An 18,062-nucleotide genomic window follows, 5' to 3' on the forward strand; every position below is an offset into this window, starting at 1 on the left:
CTTGGGTTTACCAGCTGAAGATTTCCCAGGCCGGGATCAGCATGTCCGGCCGGTCGGAGCGAATGAAATTGCTGTCGCCGTCGGCGCGCACCAGGAAGTACGGCTTGCCGTGCTTGGGCGTCACCTTGACCGCGTAGAGAAAGCCATTGACGCGGTATTCCTCGACCGTGCGGTCGCCTTCCTGGCGGATCGTCACGTCCGGCTCGCTGTCCGGTTGCTGCGCCTGGGCGGCGACCGGCAGACAGGCCAGCAGGCTGGCCAGCAGCAGGTGTTTCAGAGTACGCATGATAACCTTGTCCCTTTGTCGTCAATGGTCCTGCGCATTCTAGCCCCGGACCCGCCGAAAAGGTTGATCCTGCTCATGAGCCAAGCGCCCCTCGTTCTGGTGGACGGTTCGTCCTACCTCTATCGCGCCTTCCACGCCCTGCCTCCCCTGACCACTTCCACCGGCAAGCCCACCGGGGCGGTCAAAGGCGTGCTCAACATGCTGCTGTCGCTGCGCCGGCAGTACCCGGACAGCCCCTTCGCGGTGGTCTTCGATGCCAAGGGGCCGACCTTCCGCGACACCCTGTTCGCCGAATACAAGTCCCACCGCCCGCCGATGCCCGACGACCTGCGTTCCCAGGTCGAGCCTCTGCATGCCAGCGTGCGTGCGCTGGGCATGCCGCTGCTCTGCGTCGACGGGGTCGAGGCCGACGACGTGATCGGCACGCTGGCGCGCCAGTGCGCGGCGCTCGGTCGCGACGTGATCATCTCCACCGGTGACAAGGACATGGCGCAGCTGGTCTGCCCCCACGTCACCCTGGTCAACACCATGACCGGCAGCGTGTACGACATCGAGGGCGTGAAGACCAAGTTCGGCGTCGGCCCTGAGCTGATCATCGACTTCCTCGCGCTGATGGGCGACAAGGTCGACAACATCCCCGGTGTGCCCGGTGTCGGCGAGAAGACCGCCTGCGGCCTGCTCAACGGCATCGAAGGCGGCCTCAAGGGCCTCTACGAGAACCTCGACAAGGTCTGCGACCTGCCGATCCGCGGGGCCAAGTCGCTGGCGGCCAAGCTCGCGGAACACCGCGAGGCGGCGTTCATGTCCTACGAGCTGGCGACGATCAAGATCGACGTGCCGCTGGATGTCGAAGTCGCCGACCTGATGCCCGGCGAGCCGCACCGCGAAGCGCTGATCGCGCTGTACCGCGAGCTGGAGTTCAAGGCCTGGCTCGACGAGCTGCTGCGCGAAGCCAAGGCGGCCGGCGAGGATTGCGAAGTCCAGCCCGAGGGCTGTTCGATCCAGGCCGAGGCCGAGTACACCACGATTTTCGATCAGGCCGAGTTCGACGACTGGCTCGAGCGCCTGAAGGCGGCCGACTGCTTCGCCTTCGACACCGAGACCACCAGCCTCGACGCGCAGAAGGCCCAGCTGGTCGGCGTGTCCTTCGCCCTGGAGACCGGCAAGGCCGCCTACGTGCCGCTCGGCCACAGCTACATGGGCGTGCCGCAGCAGCTCGACCGGGACGCCGTGCTCGGCGCGCTCAAGCCGCTGCTCGAGGACCCGTCCAGGCGCAAGGTCTGCCAGCACGGCAAGTACGACATGAACGTGCTGATGCACTACGGCATCGAGATGCGCGGCATGGCCTTCGACACCATGCTCGAATCCTACGTGCTCGACGCCACGGCCACCCGCCACGACATGGACAGCCTGGCGCTCAAGTACCTGGGCCGCGGCACCATCCGCTTCGAGGACATCGCCGGCAAGGGCGCCAAGCAGCTGACCTTCGACCAGATCGCCGTCGAGCAGGCCGGCCCGTACGCCGCCGAAGACGCCGACGTCACCCTGCGGCTGCACCAGACCCTGATGGGCAAGCTGGAAGCCACGCCTTCGCTGCTCAAGGTACTCAACGAGATCGAAATGCCGCTGGTGCCGGTGCTGGCGCGCATCGAGCGCAACGGCGCGCTGGTCGATGCCAACCTGCTCGGGCTGCAGAGCGTCGAGCTGGGCAACAGGCTCACCGAGCTGGAGCGCGAGGCATTCGAGATCGCCGGCGAGGAATTCAACCTGGGTTCGCCCAAGCAGCTCTGCGCGATCCTCTACGACAAGCTCGGCTGTCCGGTGCTGTCGAAGACCGCCGGGGGCCAGCCGTCCACCGCCGAAAGCGTGCTGGCCGAGCTGGCCGAGCGGGACTACCCGCTGCCCAAGGTGATCATGCAGCACCGTAGCTTGAGCAAGCTCAAGGGCACCTACACCGACAAGCTGCCGCAGCAGATCAACCCGCGCACCGGGCGCATCCACACCAGCTACCACCAGGCCGTGACGGCGACCGGCCGGCTGTCCTCCTCGGACCCGAACCTGCAGAACATCCCGATCCGCACCGCCGAGGGCCGGCGCATCCGCCAGGCCTTCGTCGCCGCGCCGGGCTACACCCTGCTGGCCGCCGACTATTCCCAGATCGAGCTACGGATCATGGCGCACCTGGCCCAGGACGCGGGCCTCTTGCACGCCTTCCAGAACGACCTGGACGTGCACCGCGCCACTGCCGCCGAGGTGTTCGGCGTCGAGCTGGATCAGGTCACCAACGACCAGCGGCGCAGCGCCAAGGCGATCAACTTCGGTCTGATCTACGGCATGAGCGCCTTCGGCCTGGCCAAGCAGATCGACGTCGCGCGGGGCGAGGCGCAGGCCTACATCGACCGCTACTTCGCCCGCTACCCCGGCGTGCTCGCCTACATGGAGCGCACCCGTACCCAGGCGGCGGAGCAGGGCTACGTGGAAACCCTGTTCGGACGTCGGCTGTACCTGCCGGAGATCCATTCCAAGAACGGCGCCATGCGCAAGGCCGCCGAGCGCACCGCGATCAACGCGCCGATGCAGGGCACCGCGGCGGACATCATCAAGCGCGCCATGATCGCGGTGGACGGCTGGCTGCAGGAGAGCGGGCTGGATGCGCGGGTCATCCTGCAGGTGCACGACGAACTGGTGCTGGAAGTGCGCGAGGACCTGGTCGATCAGGTCCGCGAGCGGATCTGCCCGCTGATGAGCGAGGCGGCCACGCTGGACGTGCCGCTGCTGGTCGAGGCCGGCGTGGGCGCCAACTGGGACGAGGCGCACTGAGCTGAAACTTTTTTCGGCTCCCTAGAAAAAAAGCGGAACTATTCCTGTTTGCAACGGGTCTGAGTTCACGAAGGGCGTTAAACCTCTTCGATGCTCCTTGTTGTGTTAAGTGTTGGCAGATCTCTGGACCCCGCCCTAGCGGTCCGGACTTGAACCTCGAACTTCCCCCTCCCCCATAAGAAGTTCGAGGTTTTTTTTCGTCCCGGGAAAACCCACGACCAGGCCCCGCGCACTCGCCGGGTGTCAGGGCAGGACGAGCCCGCCGCCGGCCTTGTGCAGGGCCTGCAGGTGGTCGCGAATGCCGGTGAGGTTGACCTCGATCGCCTCCAGCTCGCGGCGGCGCTCGTCGCCCAGAAGCTTGCGCACTTCCTGGTCCAGCGTCTGGTTCAGCGCGTTGAGCCGGGCCTGGCGCTCGCCGCTTTCGCGCTCCAGGCGCTTCCATTCGCCCAGCTGCGGCAGCCCGTACCCTTCACCTTCGAGCAGTTCGGCCGGGCGGCTCAGGTAGCCACTGTTGGCGAGGATCTCCTGCAGCGCGCCGTCGGCCTTGTCCAGGCCGCTGTCGCGCTGCTTGCGGCCGCCCAGGTAGCGGCGCTTGAGTTCGTCCTGGGCCAGCAGCAGCTCGCGACGAAGCGCCGCCTGCTCGACCAGCAGCAGCGCGGCGCTGGCCCGCAGGTCGGCCTGCTCGAACCAGCGCCGCCGTTCCGCCGCCGGCAGCGCCAGCCAGTCCTCGACTTCGGTCTGCGGCAGCGTCAGGCGCTCGCGCAGCACGGCGAACATGGCCTGGTAGCGGTCCCGGTAGGAGTCGAAGCGATAGCCCAGGCGCAGCGCCTCGCGCGGGTCGTCGAGCACGCTCGCGTCGGCCAGGCCGCGGTTGATCAGGATCTCCAGCAGGCCGTTGGGCATGATGCTGTCCAGCGCCGCCAGCTCCGGCCGGGCGGTGCCGCTGCGCATCAGCTTGAGCGTTTCCACGGCGCAGTTGTTGGAGAGGAAGAAGTAGTCGCCATCGTAGCTCCAGTGCACCTCGGCGCTGCGCTCGACCAGCGATTCGATGTCGCTGCGTTCGAGCTTCAGCGGGACCGAGGCGAGGCTGCGCAGCTCGACCTTGGTGTATTCCTCGATCACCTGGCCCAGCGGCAGGACGAACAGGCGCGACGGATAGGCGCCGGTCAGGCCGTCCCAGCTCGACAGCTGCACGTCGCCGACGAAGGCGCGGTAGGACAGCACCAGGTGCTCGTCCAGGTCCAGCCGGCAGTCCGGGCCGCGCGGGCGTCCGGGCGCGCAGATCACCAGGCGCAGCATGGTGTGGCCCCAGCGGCTCGCCCAGGCGTCGTTGGCCTCGGCGAACAGGTAGTCCACTTCGTAGACGCGCTGCGGGTCGAGGGTGACCAGGGGCGTGCGGCCGAAATCCCGGCCGGCGTTGAGGATCGGGTAACCCGGTGCGCACTCGGCGCGGTCCGGCGGCTGCCAGCCGAAGTGCTCGGAGAAATGGCGATTGAGCGAGGGCCGGCGGCAGGCGTAGGTCGGGTCGAGGAGAAAGTACTCCATGTTCACCGCGACGAATTCCAGCGGGCTCGTCAGCTCGTAGCTGTCCGGGCTGCGGGCGACCTGGGCGTTGTGCGTTTCCCGCTCGCCACGCTGGCCGACGCGCTGCGGCCAGCCGGCCAGGTCCAGCAGGCGGGGATCGTCGCTGAGTGTGAAGCGGCGCGCGGTCTGGCCCCGGCAATGGTCGGGCAGCCCGACCGGGCCGAGCACCTGCTCGCGCTGACGGCAGTGCATCAGCACCTGCGCCTGGCCGGGCGTCCACAGGCGCGCCCGGTCATAGAGGTGGGTCAGTTCATGCAGGACGGTGGCCAGCAGCTCCTGGCGCACCGTGCCGTGGGGGCGGGCGGTGCGCTGGGTCGCCGCGCTGCCATCGGTCAGGCCCGCCAGCAGACGACGGTTGAGGTCCAGGGTATCGAGCCCGGCGCGGCCATAGGCCTGTTCCGGCAGGTCGGTTCGCCAGCGCACCCGCACGCTGCGGTCCAGGCGTTCGACGAAGGCGGGTGGCAGCGCGGCCATGGCCTCGTCGAGCAGGGCCTGGGTGGCCTGGCGCTGCGCGGGTTGCAGGTCGGCCTGATCGAGCGACAGGCGCAGCCCGGCGTTGGCGGTGCCGGTCAGCAGACCTAGCGCGATCGCCGCCAGCCAGGCCCGGGCGGCCTTCACAGGACGAGGATGGCTTCGGCCAGGGCCTGGTCGCTGGCGTCGCGGGCTTCGGCGAATTCGCTGCGAAGGGCGCCGAAGGCGGCCTCCAGGCGGGCACCACGGATGTCGCCCTGGCTGGCGACGAAGCTGGCGGCTTCGTCGCGTGCCTCCTGGACCACCTTCATGTCGCTGATGCGGCTGGTGACGTCGGATGTGAAGTTGATGCTGCGGTCGAGGGCGCGAACGACCAGGTTGCTGGTGGCGACCAGCGTCTGTGCCTGGGCGGCGGCCGCGCCGAGCACCAGGGCGGAGGCCAGCGCGGCCTGTGCGATCGTGGATTTACGCATGGGAGAGTCTTCCTGGGTTCATTGAACGAGGATCGCCTCGGCCAGTTCCCGGTCGCTGGCGGCGAGCTCGGGGCTGGTCTGGCGCAGGCGTGTCAGGACCGCTTCCAGCCGGGCGCCGCGCATCAGCCCGTCGCTGGCGACGAAGGAGGCGGCATCGTCCCGCGCGCCGATGACGAGCTTGTTCTCGAAGGGCGCGCTGGTCAGCAGGCTGCTCACGTAGCTGGTCCGCACGAGCGCGGCGGTGGAGACGTCGAGCACTTGGGCATGGCAGCCGAACGAGAGGCCGGCGATCGAAAGGGCTGTAAGCAGACGCATGGCGAAGCGGAACCGTAACGAAAAACGGCGCCAAGGCTAGCGAAACCCGGCGGCTGCGGCCAGTCCTGGCGCGCCGTTGCGCCGGTACAACTGTAGCGGCACGTTGCGGTCAGCGCGCCAGGATCGCTTCGGCGAGCTGACGGTCGCTGGCGTTCAGTTCCGGCGCCTGGCTGCGGATGTGGTCGAGCGCCGCTTCCAGGTGCACGCCGCGCTGCTGCCCGTCGCTGGCGACGAAGCGCGCCGCGTCGTCACGCGCCTGCAGCACGAGCTTGTCGTCGCGGGCCGAGGAGGTGAGGTCCGACGTCGCTTCGACGCTGTTGATCAGCCCGCCCACCACCAGGTCGGTGGTGGCGAGAAAGCTGCTGGCCGAGGCGTGGCCGGCCAGCAGGCACAGGGCGATACCGAGGGAGGGGTACAGGCGGGGCATGGCGGAGTCTCCAGTCTATCGTCGACTCTAGACTCCCGGCCGGACGTTGCGTTCCCGCTGCGCGGGCGCGCTCAGCGCCAGAACGGCTTGTCGAGCTCGACTTCGCGGGCCGCCGGGCTGATGCCGATGTCGGCCAGCTGGCGTTCATCGAGGCGGGCGAGCTGGCGGCGGGTGCGGCTGCGCTGGCGCCACAGGCGGATGAGCTGCAGCATCGCGAGAAGGTGGCCGAAGGCTGCGTCGCGGGAGAAGGTGGGCAGGGTGGTGCGAGGCAGTGTGCGTTGCATGGCGGACTGACCTTCCCGTCTCTGAACGGGTGTGGGGGCATGGGTCAGTAGGATCGCGCGAAGGGGTGTTCGGTTACAGTCACAGGCGGCGGGGATTGTGCGGGTACAGTCGGCGCCCTGGCGCAACTGTACCGGCAGCTGGCGCAGGAACTGTTTGTAGCCGTCCGCAAGGCAGGACACCGGCACGGGGCCGGTGTCTTTTGGTGCACGCGAGTGCTCTATTCCACGGCCTTGACCATGTCCTCGACCACTTTCTTGGCGTCGCCGAAGACCATCATCGTCTTGTCCATGTAGAACAGTTCGTTGTCCAGGCCCGCATAGCCGCTGGCCATGGAGCGCTTGTTGACGATGATCGTCTTGGCCTTGAAGGCTTCGAGGATCGGCATCCCGGCGATTGGCGACTTGGGATCGTTCTTGGCCGCCGGATTGACCACGTCGTTGGCGCCGAGCACCAGCACCACGTCGGCCTGGCCGAACTCGGAGTTGATGTCGTCCATCTCGAACACCTGCTCGTAAGGCACCTCGGCCTCGGCCAGCAGCACGTTCATGTGGCCGGGCATGCGGCCGGCGACCGGGTGGATCGCGTACTTCACGGTCACGCCGCGGTGGGTCAGCTTCTCGGCCAGCTCCATCAGGGCGTGCTGCGCGCGCGCCACCGCCAGGCCGTAGCCGGGCACGATGATCACGGTGTCGGCGTTGCCCAGCAGGAAGGCGGCATCGTCGCTGGAGCCGGACTTGACCGGACGCTGCTCCTTGCTGCCCGTCGCCGCGCCGGCATCGGCGTCGGCACCGAAGCCGCCGAGGATCACGTTGAAGAACGAGCGGTTCATCGCCTTGCACATGATGTAGGAGAGGATCGCGCCGGAGGAGCCCACCAGGGAGCCGGCGATGATCAGCATCGAGTTGTTCAGCGAGAAGCCGATGCCGGCCGCCGCCCAGCCCGAGTAGCTGTTGAGCATCGACACCACCACCGGCATGTCGGCGCCGCCGATGGGGATGATGATCAGCACGCCGATGACGAAGGCCAGCGCCAGCATGATCGCGAAGGCCGAGAGGCTGCCGGTGAACATGTAGATCAGGCCGAGGGCCAGGATCGCGATGCCCACCGCCAGGTTGACCAGGTGCTGGCCCTTGAACACCACGGGCGTGCCCTGGAACAGGCGGAACTTGTACTTGCCCGAGAGCTTGCCGAAGGCGATGACCGACCCGGAGAAGGTGATCGCGCCGATGGCCGCGCCGAGGAGCAGCTCCAGCCGGTTGCCCAGCGGGATGCTGTAGCCGGCCGCCGGGACGATGCCGAGCGACTGCGGCTCGACCACCGCGGCGATGGCGATGAACACCGCGGCCAGGCCGATCATGCTGTGCATGAAGGCCACCAGCTCCGGCATCTTGGTCATCTCGACGCGGCGCGCCATCAGGGTGCCGGCGCTACCGCCGACCAACAGGCCGATCAGCACGAAGACGATGCCGGTGGCGGCGTTGTTGCTCTCCGACAGCTGTGCGCCGAGCTTGAACACCAGGAACACCGTGGTGATCACGGCGATCGCCATGCCGGCCATGCCGAACAGGTTGCCGCGGCGCGAGGTGGTCGGGTGGGAGAGCCCCTTGAGGGCCTGGATGAAGCACACCGAGGCCACGAGGTAGAGCAGGGTGATGGTATTCATGCTCATCTTAGTGCTTCTCCACCGAGGCCTTCGGGGCCTTCTTCTTGAACATTTCCAGCATCCGGCGCGTGACCAGGAAGCCGCCGAACACGTTGACCGCGGCCAGGGCCACCGCCAGGGTGCCCATCGCCTTGCCCAGCGGGGTCACGGTGAGGGCGGCGGCGAGCATGGCGCCGACGATGACGATCGCCGAGATCGCGTTGGTGACCGCCATCAGCGGCGTGTGCAGGGCGGGGGTGACGTTCCACACCACGTGGTAGCCGACGTAGATCGCCAGCACGAAGATGATCAGGTTGTAGAGGCCGTCCGAAATCAGGTCCATGGTTCGTCTCCCTTAGCCGTTGGTGCGCACGATCCGGCCGCCTTCGCACATCAGGCAGGCGGCGACGATGTCGTCTTCGAGGTTGAGCTGGAAGCGGCCTTCGCTGTCGATCACCAGCTTCAGGAAGTCCAGCAGGTTGCGGGCGTACAGCGCCGAGGCGTCGGCCGGCACCCAGGTGGCCAGGTTGGCATAGCCGACCAGGGTCACGCCGTGGGCGACCACCACCTGATCGAGCACCGTCAGCGGGCAGTTGCCGCCCTGGGACGCGGCCAGGTCGATGACCACCGAGCCGGGCTTCATCTGCTGCACGGTTTCCTCGTGGAGCAGGGTCGGTGCCTTGCGGCCGGGAATCAGCGCGGTGGTGATGACGATATCGGCCTGCTTGGCCCGCTCGTGCACGGCCTGGGCCTGACGCGCCATCCACGAGGCCGGCATCGGCCGCGCATAGCCGCCGACGCCTTCGGCGCACTCGCGCTCCTCGTCGGTCTCGAAGGGCACGTCGACGAACTTGGCGCCGAGCGACTCGATCTGTTCCTTCACCGCCGGACGCACGTCGGACGCCTCGATCACCGCGCCCAGGCGCTTGGCCGTAGCGATCGCCTGCAGACCGGCGACCCCGGCGCCCAGCACCAGCACCCGCGCGGCTTTCACCGTGCCGGCGGCGGTCATCAGCATCGGCATGAAGCGCGGATAGTGATGGGCGGCCAGCAGCACCGCCTTGTAGCCGGCGATGTTGGCCTGCGAGGACAGCACGTCCAGGCTCTGCGCGCGGGAGGTGCGCGGCGCCGCTTCGAGGGCGAAGGCGGTGATGCCGCGTTCGGCCATGCGGGCGATGGTCGCGTTGTCGAAGGGGTTGAGCATGCCGATCAGCACGGCGCCGGGGCGCATTTGCGCAAGTTCGGCGTCGTTCGGGGCGAGCACCTTGAGCACGATCTCGGCGCCGAGCGCGGCACCGGCATCGCCGATGATCGCGCCGGCGGCCTCGAAGGCGCTGTCCGGTACGCTGGAGCGCTGGCCTGCGCCGCTCTGCACCGTGACCTGGTGGCCCTGGCCGATCAGCTTCTTGATGGTCTCCGGGGTCGCGGCGACGCGTGTTTCCCCAGCCTGGGTTTCGAGAGGAACACCGATGTGCACGTCTTGTTCTCCTGCGTGATCTTTTCAGGTGCTTGCGCGGCTCCAAGCCGTCTGTTCAGCGACCCAATCGTGATTGACCAGCGCACTGCGTTGGCGCCCTGGCATGCGGATCAGCGGTACCGGCATCGCCGGCAGAAGGCCGGCGGCGCGGCATTTTGCAGGCGAAGCGGTGGCCCGACAACCATTTTGAAGTAAAACGATTCGTTCACTACAAGTCACGAGCTGACCAAAAAAGCGTCATCGCCTGATTCGGCCTCGCTGCAGGCCACAGGCGCCGAGGCGTATGGCCTCAGGTCCTGCTGGCTGAATGGCCCCGCATTTCCCTTCGCTATGGACAGACGCGGGCCGATCGGGCCCGCCGCAGGGCTGCGTCGGCGATTTGTAGCGAACCGCGATGAGACACTACCTGCCCGTCGGCGTTTCATGGCAGTGCTTAAATGTTTATAAACGGAGCCCGAAAAACCGGCGCGTCTGCAATGTCATCGAAACCTTGTAGTCCAAAGATAACGCCACGTTGATGAACGCCTCGTCGTCCGCCCGTGGAAACGGCGTCCCAGACGTTCCGCAGCGCCAGCAGGAGCCCGCCATGCCCGAACTCGACATGAATCCCATCGCCCCGTTGCTGGACGAACCGCCCGTCCAGCGGCGCCTGCCTTTCGCCTTCGCCCGTCGTCACGGCGTGATCCTGCTCGACGGGGCGGGCGGCCTGCGCCTGTGCGTGCGCGAAGGCGCCCCGCTGACCGCCCTGCAGGAGGCCCAGCGCCTGGCCGGCGGGCCGCTGGCCATGCAGTGGCTGAGCGCCGAGGCGTTCGACCAGGCGCTGTCGACGGCCTACCAGCACGATTCGTCGACGGCCATGCTGATGGTCGAGGGGCTGGGCAACGACATGGACCTGGCCAGCCTGGCCGACCAGGTCCAGGAAACCGAGGACCTGCTCGAGCAGGAGGACGATGCGCCGATCATCCGCCTGATCAACGCCATCCTCGGCGAAGCGATCAACGAGAACGCCTCCGATATCCACGTCGAGACCTTCGAGAAGCGCCTGGTGATCCGTTTTCGCATCGACGGCATCCTGCGCGAGGTGGTCCAGCCCAAGCGCGAGCTGGCGGCGCTGCTGGTGTCGCGGATCAAGGTCATGGCCAGGCTGGACATCGCCGAGAAGCGCGTCCCCCAGGACGGGCGCATTTCCCTGCGGGTCGGTGGCCGCGAGGTGGACATCCGCGTCTCGACCCTGCCCTCGGCCAACGGCGAACGGGTGGTGCTGCGTCTGCTCGACAAGCAGGCCGGGCGCCTGACCCTGCGCCACCTGGGCATGAACGAACAGGACCGCCGCCAGCTCGAGCAGGCGGTGAAGAAGCCCCACGGCATCATTCTGGTCACCGGCCCGACCGGTTCGGGCAAGACCACCACCCTGTACGCGGCGCTGACCACCCTCAACGACCGCACGCGCAACATCCTCACCGTCGAGGACCCCATCGAATACCACCTCGAGGGCATCGGCCAGACCCAGGTCAACACCAAGGTCGACATGACCTTCGCCCGCGGCCTGCGCGCCATCCTGCGCCAGGACCCGGACGTGGTGATGGTCGGCGAGATCCGCGACCAGGAGACCGCCGACATGGCGGTGCAGGCCTCCCTGACCGGCCACCTGGTGCTCTCGACCCTGCACACCAACAGCGCCATCGGCGCGGTCACGCGCCTGGTGGACATGGGCGTGGAACCCTTCCTGATTTCCTCCTCGCTGCTCGGCGTACTGGCCCAGCGCCTCGTGCGGGTGTTGTGTAATGACTGCAAACGCGCCTACGTCGCCGACGAGGCCGAGTGCGCGCTGCTCGGTGTCGACCCGGCCGACGCGCCGACCCTCTATCACGCCGAAGGCTGCGAGGTCTGCCGCAACCTCGGCTATCGGGGGCGAACCGGGATCTACGAACTGGTCGTGCTCGACGACACCCTGCGCACCATGATCCATACCCGGGCCTCGGAGCAGGACATGACCCGTCATGCGCGCCTGCTCGGGCCGAGCATCCGCGACGACGGGATGCGCAAGGTGCGCGAAGGCGTGACCACCATCGAAGAAGTACTGCGCGTGACGCGGGAGGAGTAACGGTGAAGGGTTTGTTCGACTCCACCGGGATGATCGCGGTCAAGACCGCTCCCACGGAGCACGCGCACAGGCGTGCTCCCTCGAAGCCCGAGCACAGGCTTGCTCCCATGACGGCGCCCGGTCCCTGTGGGAGCGGTCTTGACCGCGAATGGCCGTTTCACGCATCTGCTGCGGGGCCGTGCTGATGGCGGCCTTCGAATACCTGGCCCTCGACGGCCGCGGCCGCGAGCAGAAAGGGCTGATCGAGGCCGACAGCCCACGTCAGGCGCGGCAGCTCCTGCGCGAGAAACAGTGGTCGCCGCTGGAGGTCAAGCAGGCCCGGGCGCGGGAGGACACCGGCGGCGGTGGCTTCTCCTTCGGCCGCGGGCTGTCGGCGCGCGACCTGGCGCTGGTGACCCGCCAGTTGTCGACCCTGGTCCAGGCGGCCCTGCCGATCGAGGAAGCCCTGCGCGCCGCCGCGGCGCAATCGAGTTCGCAGAAGATCAAGTCGATGCTGCTGGCGGTGCGGGCGCGGGTGATGGAAGGCCACAGCCTGGCCGCCGCGCTGCGCGAGTACCCGTCGGCGTTCCCCGAGCTCTACCGCGCCACCGTGGCGGCCGGCGAGCATGCCGGGCACCTGGGGCTGGTGCTCGACCAGCTGGCCGACTACACCGACCAGCGGCAGCAGTCGCGGCAGAAGATCCAGCTCGCGTTGCTCTACCCGATCATCCTGATGATCGCCTCGCTGACCATCGTCGGCTTCCTGCTCGGCTACGTGGTGCCGGACGTGGTCAAGGTCTTCGTCAACACCGGGCAGGAGCTGCCGGCGCTGACCACCGGGCTGATCGCCGCGAGCGAACTGGTCCAGTCCTGGGGCTGGCTGATGGTGCTGGTGGCGGTCGGCGGGGTGCTGGCGATGCGCCGGGCGCTGCGCGACGAAAACCTGCGCCGGCGCTGGCATGCGTTCATTCTCAAGCTGCCCCTGATCGGCCGCCTGTCGCGGGCGACCAACACCGCGCGCTTCGCCTCGACCCTGGCGATTCTCACCCGCAGCGGCGTACCGCTGGTCGAGGCGTTGTCCATCGCAGCGGCTGTGATCGCTAACCTACGCATCCGCGACAAGGTGATCGAAGCCGCCCAGAAGGTGCGCGAAGGCAGCAGCCTGACGCGTTCGCTGGATGCGACCGGCGAATTTCCGCCGATGATGCTGCACATGATCGCCAGCGGTGAAAAATCCGGCGAACTGGACCAGATGCTGGCGCGTACCGCGCGCAACCAGGAGAACGACCTGGCGGCCCAGGTCTCGCTGCTGGTCGGCCTGTTCGAGCCCTTCATGCTCGTGTTCATGGGCGCCGTGGTCCTGGTGATCGTCCTTGCGATCCTCATGCCGATTCTTTCTCTCAATCAGTTGGTAGGTTAAACATGACGTTGCGTACACGCACACAGGGTGGTTTCACCCTCATCGAAATCATGGTCGTGGTGGTGATCCTGGGGATCCTCGCCGCGTTGGTGGTCCCGCAGGTGATGAGCCGTCCGGACCAGGCCAAGGTCACCGTCGCCAAGGGCGACATCAAGGCCATCGCCGCGGCGCTGGACATGTACAAGCTGGACAACTTTGCCTACCCGAGCACCCAGCAGGGGCTCGATGCGCTGGTCCAGCGGCCCACCGGCAACCCGCAGCCGAAGAACTGGAACCGCGACGGCTACCTCAAGCGCCTGCCGCAGGACCCCTGGGGCAATGACTACCAGTACCTGTCGCCCGGTACCCGCGGCCAGTTCGACCTCTATTCCTTCGGTGCCGACGGCAAGGAAGGCGGCTCCGACCTGAACGCGGACATCGGCAACTGGGATCTCTGACGCCCATGCTTCACGGCCGCCGGGCCGCCGGCTTCACGCTGATCGAGCTGATGGTGGTGCTGGTGATCCTCGGCACGCTGATCAGCCTGGCGGTACTTTCGACTGGCAGCGCCAGCAGCGCGCGGGAGCTGCGTGACGAGGCGCAGCGGATCGCCGCGGTGATCGGCCTGCTGGCCGACGAGGCCGTGCTCGACAGCCGCGAGTACGGGCTGCTGATCGACGACGAAGGTTATCGCGTGCTGCGTTACGACGATGCCCAGGGCCGCTGGGTCGACGATGGTGCCCGCGGCACTCACCGCCTGCCCTCCTGGGCGCGGCTGGACCTGGCGCTCGACGGCACGCCCCTGCGGCTGCTGGCGCCGGTTCGCCAGGGCGGCGACCGCGCCGGGCTTTCCCGCGACGAGGACGAGGAGCAGCGCAAAAGGGAGGCCGCGCGGTTGCAGCCGCAACTGCTGATCCTCTCCAGCGGCGAACTGTCGCCGTTCAGCCTGCGGGTCTCGGAGCGACGGCCCGATGGCAACGCCTGGGTCGTGGCAAGCGACGGTTTCGCCCTGCCCGAAGCCGTGCCGGCGCAGGAGCGGCGATGAAACGACCGGCGCCGAGGCGCCCGGCGAGTGCCGCCGGGTTCACCCTGCTCGAAGTGCTGGTCGCCCTGGCCATCTTCGCCACCGTCGCCGCGGTGGTCCTCACGGCGGCCGGGCGCAGCCTGAACAACGCCGCGCGGCTGGAGCAGATCACCTTCGCCAACTGGATCGCCGACAACCGCATCACCGAACTGCAGCTGGCCGAGCCCATTCCCGCCGAGGGCAGCGAGACCCGCGAGCTGGAATTCGCCAACCGTCGCTGGCAGGTGCTCAGCGAAGTCGAGGCGACCTCCGAGCCGCTGATGCGTCGCGTCACCGTGTGGGTGGCCGAGGCCCAGCCGCGAGGCGCCAATCGCAACGCCAACCTGCGCGACCGCTCGATCAGCAGCCTGACCGGCTTCATCGAGGTGCGCCCGTGAGCCGGCCGGGCAGACGCATGGCGCAGGGTTTCACCCTGCTCGAGCTGCTGATCGCCATCGCGCTGTTCGCCCTGCTCGGGCTGGCCACCTACCGGATGCTCGAATCGGTGCTGCGCAGCGACGAGGCGACGCGCCTGCAGGAGCAGCGGCTGCGCGAGCTCAACCGCGCGATCGCGAGTTTCGAGCGGGACCTGCAGCAGGCCGTGCCCAGGCCGATCCGCGACGGCTACGGCGACGAGCGCAGTGCTTTCATCGGCCAGCAGGGCGCCGAGGACGGCCAGTCGATCGTCGAGCTGACCCGCAGCGGCTGGCGCAACCCCACCGGGCTGCAGCGCGCCAACCTGCAGCGGGTGCGCTGGCGGCTCAACGAGCAGACCCTCGAGCGCGTCTACTGGGTCGTCCTCGACCGCGATCTCGACAGCGAGCCGCGGGTGCAGCGCGTGCTCGAAGACCTCGAGGACATGCGCCTGCGCTACATGGACGAGCAGGGCGGCTGGCGCGACGAGTGGCCGCCGTTCGACTTCAATCGCGGCAGTCCGCAGACCTCCGCCGAGCGGCTGCCGGTGGCCGTCGAGCTGAGTTTCGTGCACCCGCGCTACGGCGCCATCAGCCGCCTGCTGCGCCTGCCCGACCCGCAGAGCGCCGGAACCCAGGTGCCGCTGCCGGACGCCGGCGGCGTGCCCGCGCCGCAGCTGGAGCTGACCCAATGAAGCGCCAGCGCGGCGTCGCCCTGATCACCGTGCTGCTGGTGGTGGCCATCGTCACCGTGGTCAGCGCGGGGCTGATCGCGCGCCAGCAACTGAGCATCCGCTCGGTCACCAACCAGGTGCAGGCGCGCCAGGCCTTCCAGTACGCCCTCGGCGGCGAGACGCTGGCCAAGGCGATCCTGCGGCGCGACATCCAGGACGCCGCGCCGGGCGACCCCGGGGCCGTGGTCGATCACATGCTAGAGGCCTGGGCGCGGCCGCTGCCGGCGTTCCCCATCGACGAAGGCGAGATCCGGGTGCGCATCGAAGACCTCAGCGCACGTTTCAACCTCAACAGCCTGGTGCTCAACGAGCAGCCCGACGCGGCCGCGCTGGCCCAGTTTCGTCGGTTGCTGCTGCGGCTGCAGATCAGCGAGCCCTATCCGGAGCGGCTGATCGACTGGCTCGACCGCGACCAGGAGCCGAGCGGCGAGCTGGGTGCCGAAGACAACGCCTACCAGCTGCTCGATCCGCCCTACCGCACGGCCGGCCGTCGCCTGTACGACCTTTCCGAGCTGCGTCTGCTGCTGGGCATGCGCGAGGAGGATTTCCAGCGCCTGGCGCCCTATGTCACGGCGGCGCTGCCGCCGGAGACGGGGCTGAACGTCAATACCGCCAGCGCCATGGTGATATCCAGCCTGTCCGACAGTCTGAGTCTGAGTGCGGCCGAGGCGGCCGTCGAAGTCACCCGCAACGCCGGCGGCTTCAAGGACGTGGCCGCGTTTCTCGCCCAGCCGGCGATGTCGGGGACACAGCTTCAGGGCACCCGGCTCGCGGTTGGCAGTCAACTCTTTCAGGCGACCAGCGAAGTGCGCGTCGGCGACCGCCGGCTGTCGCTGGTCAGCGTACTGCAGCGCGAGGAGGACGGCTCGGTGCAGGTGCTCTACCGTAACCTGGGCCAGCCGTTGCGCCTGCCTTCCCAATCCGACGATGGAGACCGATAGCCGATGGATTGCCTGTTTCTGCCCGCCGACTGCGGCACCCGGCTGACCGAAGAGACGTCGGTCTATTGGCTGCCGGGTACGGGCGCCGGCGCCTGGCTGAGCCTGGCCGAAAGCGCCGCGCAGGCCCGCGGCCCGGTGGCCCTGATACTGCCGGCCGAGGTCTGCAGCTTCTTCGCGGTCAGCCTGCCGACGCGCAAGGCGCGCTGGGTCAACCAGGCGCTGGCCTATGCCGTCGAGGAACTGCTCGCCGAGAATGTCGACGACCTGCACCTGACCCATGGCGACGTGCTCGAAGACGGCCGCCACCGGGTGATCGCCATCAACCGTGAGCGGCTCGCCGCCTGGTACGAGGACCTGCAGGCGCTTGGTCTCGCCATCGGCGCGATCCACGTCGATGCCGACCTGCTGCCGCGCGAGGGCGCGCAGCTGCTGTTCATCGGCGAGCGCGGCCTGCTCGGCGGCAGCCCCGAGCCGCGCCTGGCCTTCGCCAGCGAACACTGGCCGATGCTCGCCGCGCAGTGCCCTTCGCCGCGTCACGCCCAGGGCACCGACGCCCAGCCGCCGGTGGAGGTGGATGACTATCGCCAGGTCGAGGACCCCTATCGACTGCTCGGCGATGGGCGCGCCGAGGCGGTCGACCTGGCCCAGGGCGATTTCGCCGCGCGTACGGCCGCCACCGGCATCGGCCCCTGGAAGCCGCTGTTCGGCGCCCTTGCGCTGGTGCTGCTGATCCAGCTGGGCTTCAACGTCGCCCAGGCCTGGTACTTGGAACGCCAGGGCGACGCCTATGCCGAGGCGAGCCGCGCGCTGTACAGCGAGCTGTTTCCCGAGGACACGCGCATCGTCAACCTGCGGGCGCAGTTCACCGACCGCATCGGCCAGCACGCCGGGCCCGGCGCCGGCTTCATGACCCTGCTCGGCAACGCCGCGCAGGCGGTGGAGGAGACCGCGGTGACCGTCGGCCAGCTCGATTACAACGAGGACCGCGGCGACCTGTCGATGCAGGTGCGGGCCAACGATTTCCCTGCCCTCGAACAGCTGCGCCAGCGCCTGGCCGAGATCGGCCAGTCGGTCCAGCTGGGCTCGGCCAGTCGCGAAGGCGACGGCGTGACGGCGCGGGTGGTGATAGGAGGATGACGATGAAGAACCCGTTGAGCGCGCGCCTGGCCGCCTCGCCCCTGTGGGCCCGCTGGCAGCGCCTGGCACCGCGCGAGCAGCTGTCGCTGGCGCTGCTCGGCGCCTTTCTCCTGGCGGTGATCTTCTACCTGGCGCTGTGGCTGCCGGCCCAGCGCAACGTCCAGGACGCGCGCGCCTATTTCCAGCAGCAGCGCGAGCTGTACGCCTTCATCGAACAGAACACCGAACTGGCCCGGCAGATGTCCCGGGTCAACCGGGTCGAGCTGGCGCCCGAACAGCTGCAGGGGTTGGTGACCCAGACGGCGCAGCAGCATGGCCTGGTGATCGCGAGCTTCGACAACAGCAGCGACGGCGGCCTGCTGGTCTCGCTGCCGACGGCCTCCTACGGGGTGTTGTTGCGCTGGCTCGACGAGCTGCAAGGCCAGGGCGTGACCCTGGCCGAAGTCAGCCTCAACCGTGCCGGGGAGGGTCAGGTCGATGCGCGGCTGAGCCTTCGCGCCGGCAGCTGAGAC

Annotated in this window: 19 protein-coding genes; 10 read left to right on the plus strand and 9 right to left on the minus strand. The window is 68.4% G+C overall.

The annotated features are described in order from the left end of the window. Positions 1-7: 7 nt before the first annotated feature. Positions 8-286 (minus strand): DUF2782 domain-containing protein, encoded by a 279-nt coding sequence (locus DN824_RS08515; protein WP_138407928.1) that lies wholly within the window; start codon positions 284-286, stop codon positions 8-10. Between the two features lie 75 nt (positions 287-361). Here DN824_RS08515 and polA point away from each other — a divergent pair, with 75 nt between their 5' ends. Then, positions 362-3,106, plus strand: coding sequence for a DNA polymerase I (gene polA, locus DN824_RS08520; RefSeq protein ID WP_138407929.1), 2,745 nt, complete (start codon positions 362-364; stop codon positions 3,104-3,106). A 243-nt stretch (positions 3,107-3,349) separates the two neighbouring features. Here polA and DN824_RS08525 read toward each other — a convergent pair whose 3' ends face one another. The 8 genes from DN824_RS08525 to DN824_RS08560 form a co-directional block, all read right to left on the minus strand. After that, complete coding sequence (locus DN824_RS08525) at positions 3,350-5,308, minus strand: DUF7844 domain-containing protein (RefSeq protein WP_138407930.1); 1,959 nt, start codon at positions 5,306-5,308, stop codon at positions 3,350-3,352. Then, positions 5,305-5,634, minus strand: coding sequence for a DUF2388 domain-containing protein (locus tag DN824_RS08530; RefSeq protein ID WP_138407931.1), 330 nt, complete (start codon positions 5,632-5,634; stop codon positions 5,305-5,307). The genes DN824_RS08525 and DN824_RS08530 overlap by 4 nt, the downstream gene beginning before the upstream one ends. Before the next feature lie 18 nt (positions 5,635-5,652). Beyond that, positions 5,653-5,949 (minus strand): DUF2388 domain-containing protein, encoded by a 297-nt coding sequence (locus tag DN824_RS08535; protein WP_138407932.1) that lies wholly within the window; start codon positions 5,947-5,949, stop codon positions 5,653-5,655. 109 nt (positions 5,950-6,058) lie between these two features. Continuing rightward, positions 6,059-6,376, minus strand: a complete 318-nt coding sequence (locus DN824_RS08540) for a DUF2388 domain-containing protein (protein WP_138407933.1) — start codon at positions 6,374-6,376, stop codon at positions 6,059-6,061. A 71-nt stretch (positions 6,377-6,447) separates the two neighbouring features. Further along, positions 6,448-6,660 carry a DUF1127 domain-containing protein gene (locus DN824_RS08545; protein WP_138407934.1) on the minus strand — a complete coding sequence of 71 codons (213 nt, stop codon included), beginning with the start codon at positions 6,658-6,660 and terminating at the stop codon, positions 6,448-6,450. Positions 6,661-6,878: 218 nt separating this feature from the next. Beyond that, positions 6,879-8,330 (minus strand): NAD(P)(+) transhydrogenase (Re/Si-specific) subunit beta, encoded by a 1,452-nt coding sequence (locus tag DN824_RS08550; RefSeq protein ID WP_138407935.1) that lies wholly within the window; start codon positions 8,328-8,330, stop codon positions 6,879-6,881. 1 nt (position 8,331) lies between these two features. Then, a complete protein-coding gene (locus tag DN824_RS08555; protein WP_138407936.1) occupies positions 8,332-8,646 on the minus strand; it encodes an NAD(P) transhydrogenase subunit alpha part 2 in 315 nt (104 codons plus the stop codon). Between the two features lie 12 nt (positions 8,647-8,658). Continuing rightward, a complete protein-coding gene (locus DN824_RS08560; protein WP_138407937.1) occupies positions 8,659-9,780 on the minus strand; it encodes a Re/Si-specific NAD(P)(+) transhydrogenase subunit alpha in 1,122 nt (373 codons plus the stop codon). Positions 9,781-10,366: 586 nt separating this feature from the next. Here DN824_RS08560 and gspE point away from each other — a divergent pair. The 9 genes from gspE to DN824_RS08605 all read left to right on the plus strand — a co-directional run bounded on the left by gspE (position 10,367) and on the right by DN824_RS08605 (position 18,059). Next, complete coding sequence (gene gspE / locus DN824_RS08565; protein ID WP_138407938.1) at positions 10,367-11,884, plus strand: type II secretion system ATPase GspE; 1,518 nt, start codon at positions 10,367-10,369, stop codon at positions 11,882-11,884. A 184-nt stretch (positions 11,885-12,068) separates the two neighbouring features. Further along, the gene (gene xcpS / locus DN824_RS08570; RefSeq protein ID WP_138408002.1) at positions 12,069-13,283 is read left to right on the plus strand and encodes a GspF family T2SS innner membrane protein variant XcpS; all 1,215 of its coding nucleotides are present in this window, start codon (positions 12,069-12,071) and stop codon (positions 13,281-13,283) included. A gap of 2 nt (positions 13,284-13,285) precedes the next feature. Then, a complete protein-coding gene (gene gspG / locus DN824_RS08575) occupies positions 13,286-13,720 on the plus strand; it encodes a type II secretion system major pseudopilin GspG (RefSeq protein ID WP_138407939.1) in 435 nt (144 codons plus the stop codon). Positions 13,721-13,725: 5 nt separating this feature from the next. Continuing rightward, positions 13,726-14,307: a type II secretion system minor pseudopilin GspH gene (gspH, locus tag DN824_RS08580; protein ID WP_138407940.1), complete on the plus strand. Its 582-nt coding sequence runs from the start codon at positions 13,726-13,728 to the stop codon at positions 14,305-14,307. After that, positions 14,304-14,723: a type II secretion system minor pseudopilin GspI gene (gspI, locus tag DN824_RS08585; protein WP_138407941.1), complete on the plus strand. Its 420-nt coding sequence runs from the start codon at positions 14,304-14,306 to the stop codon at positions 14,721-14,723. Before gspH ends, gspI begins: the two co-directional genes overlap by 4 nt. 17 nt (positions 14,724-14,740) lie before the next feature. Continuing rightward, positions 14,741-15,433, plus strand: coding sequence for a type II secretion system minor pseudopilin GspJ (gspJ, locus tag DN824_RS08590; protein WP_138408003.1), 693 nt, complete (start codon positions 14,741-14,743; stop codon positions 15,431-15,433). After that, entirely contained in the window at positions 15,430-16,413 is a 984-nt protein-coding gene (gene gspK, locus DN824_RS08595) for a type II secretion system minor pseudopilin GspK (protein WP_138407942.1), read from the plus strand. The genes gspJ and gspK overlap by 4 nt, the downstream gene beginning before the upstream one ends. Positions 16,414-16,416: 3 nt before the next feature. Beyond that, entirely contained in the window at positions 16,417-17,550 is a 1,134-nt protein-coding gene (gene gspL, locus DN824_RS08600; protein WP_138407943.1) for a type II secretion system protein GspL, read from the plus strand. Further along, positions 17,547-18,059, plus strand: a complete 513-nt coding sequence (locus DN824_RS08605) for a type II secretion system protein M (RefSeq protein WP_138407944.1) — start codon at positions 17,547-17,549, stop codon at positions 18,057-18,059. Before gspL ends, DN824_RS08605 begins: the two co-directional genes overlap by 4 nt. The last annotated feature ends 3 nt before the right edge of the window (positions 18,060-18,062 follow it).

Source organism: Stutzerimonas nosocomialis (genome assembly GCF_005876855.1).
Lineage (GTDB): Bacteria > Pseudomonadota > Gammaproteobacteria > Pseudomonadales > Pseudomonadaceae > Stutzerimonas > Stutzerimonas nosocomialis.

Coding starts and splice junctions, on each gene's coding strand:
- DN824_RS08535 (WP_138407932.1), bottom strand. CDS start 5,949: ATGCGTCTGCTTACAGCCCTTTCGATCGCCGGCCTCTCGTTCGGCTGC.
- gspK (WP_138407942.1), top strand. CDS start 15,430: ATGAAGCGCCAGCGCGGCGTCGCCCTGATCACCGTGCTGCTGGTGGTG.
- gspL (WP_138407943.1), top strand. CDS start 16,417: ATGGATTGCCTGTTTCTGCCCGCCGACTGCGGCACCCGGCTGACCGAA.
- DN824_RS08605 (WP_138407944.1), top strand. CDS start 17,547: ATGACGATGAAGAACCCGTTGAGCGCGCGCCTGGCCGCCTCGCCCCTG.
- DN824_RS08540 (WP_138407933.1), bottom strand. CDS start 6,376: ATGCCCCGCCTGTACCCCTCCCTCGGTATCGCCCTGTGCCTGCTGGCC.
- gspH (WP_138407940.1), top strand. CDS start 13,726: ATGCTTCACGGCCGCCGGGCCGCCGGCTTCACGCTGATCGAGCTGATG.
- polA (WP_138407929.1), top strand. CDS start 362: ATGAGCCAAGCGCCCCTCGTTCTGGTGGACGGTTCGTCCTACCTCTAT.
- gspI (WP_138407941.1), top strand. CDS start 14,304: ATGAAACGACCGGCGCCGAGGCGCCCGGCGAGTGCCGCCGGGTTCACC.
- gspJ (WP_138408003.1), top strand. CDS start 14,741: ATGGCGCAGGGTTTCACCCTGCTCGAGCTGCTGATCGCCATCGCGCTG.
- DN824_RS08515 (WP_138407928.1), bottom strand. CDS start 286: ATGCGTACTCTGAAACACCTGCTGCTGGCCAGCCTGCTGGCCTGTCTG.
- DN824_RS08555 (WP_138407936.1), bottom strand. CDS start 8,646: ATGGACCTGATTTCGGACGGCCTCTACAACCTGATCATCTTCGTGCTG.
- xcpS (WP_138408002.1), top strand. CDS start 12,069: ATGGCGGCCTTCGAATACCTGGCCCTCGACGGCCGCGGCCGCGAGCAG.
- gspG (WP_138407939.1), top strand. CDS start 13,286: ATGACGTTGCGTACACGCACACAGGGTGGTTTCACCCTCATCGAAATC.
- DN824_RS08530 (WP_138407931.1), bottom strand. CDS start 5,634: ATGCGTAAATCCACGATCGCACAGGCCGCGCTGGCCTCCGCCCTGGTG.
- DN824_RS08550 (WP_138407935.1), bottom strand. CDS start 8,330: ATGAGCATGAATACCATCACCCTGCTCTACCTCGTGGCCTCGGTGTGC.
- gspE (WP_138407938.1), top strand. CDS start 10,367: ATGCCCGAACTCGACATGAATCCCATCGCCCCGTTGCTGGACGAACCG.
- DN824_RS08545 (WP_138407934.1), bottom strand. CDS start 6,660: ATGCAACGCACACTGCCTCGCACCACCCTGCCCACCTTCTCCCGCGAC.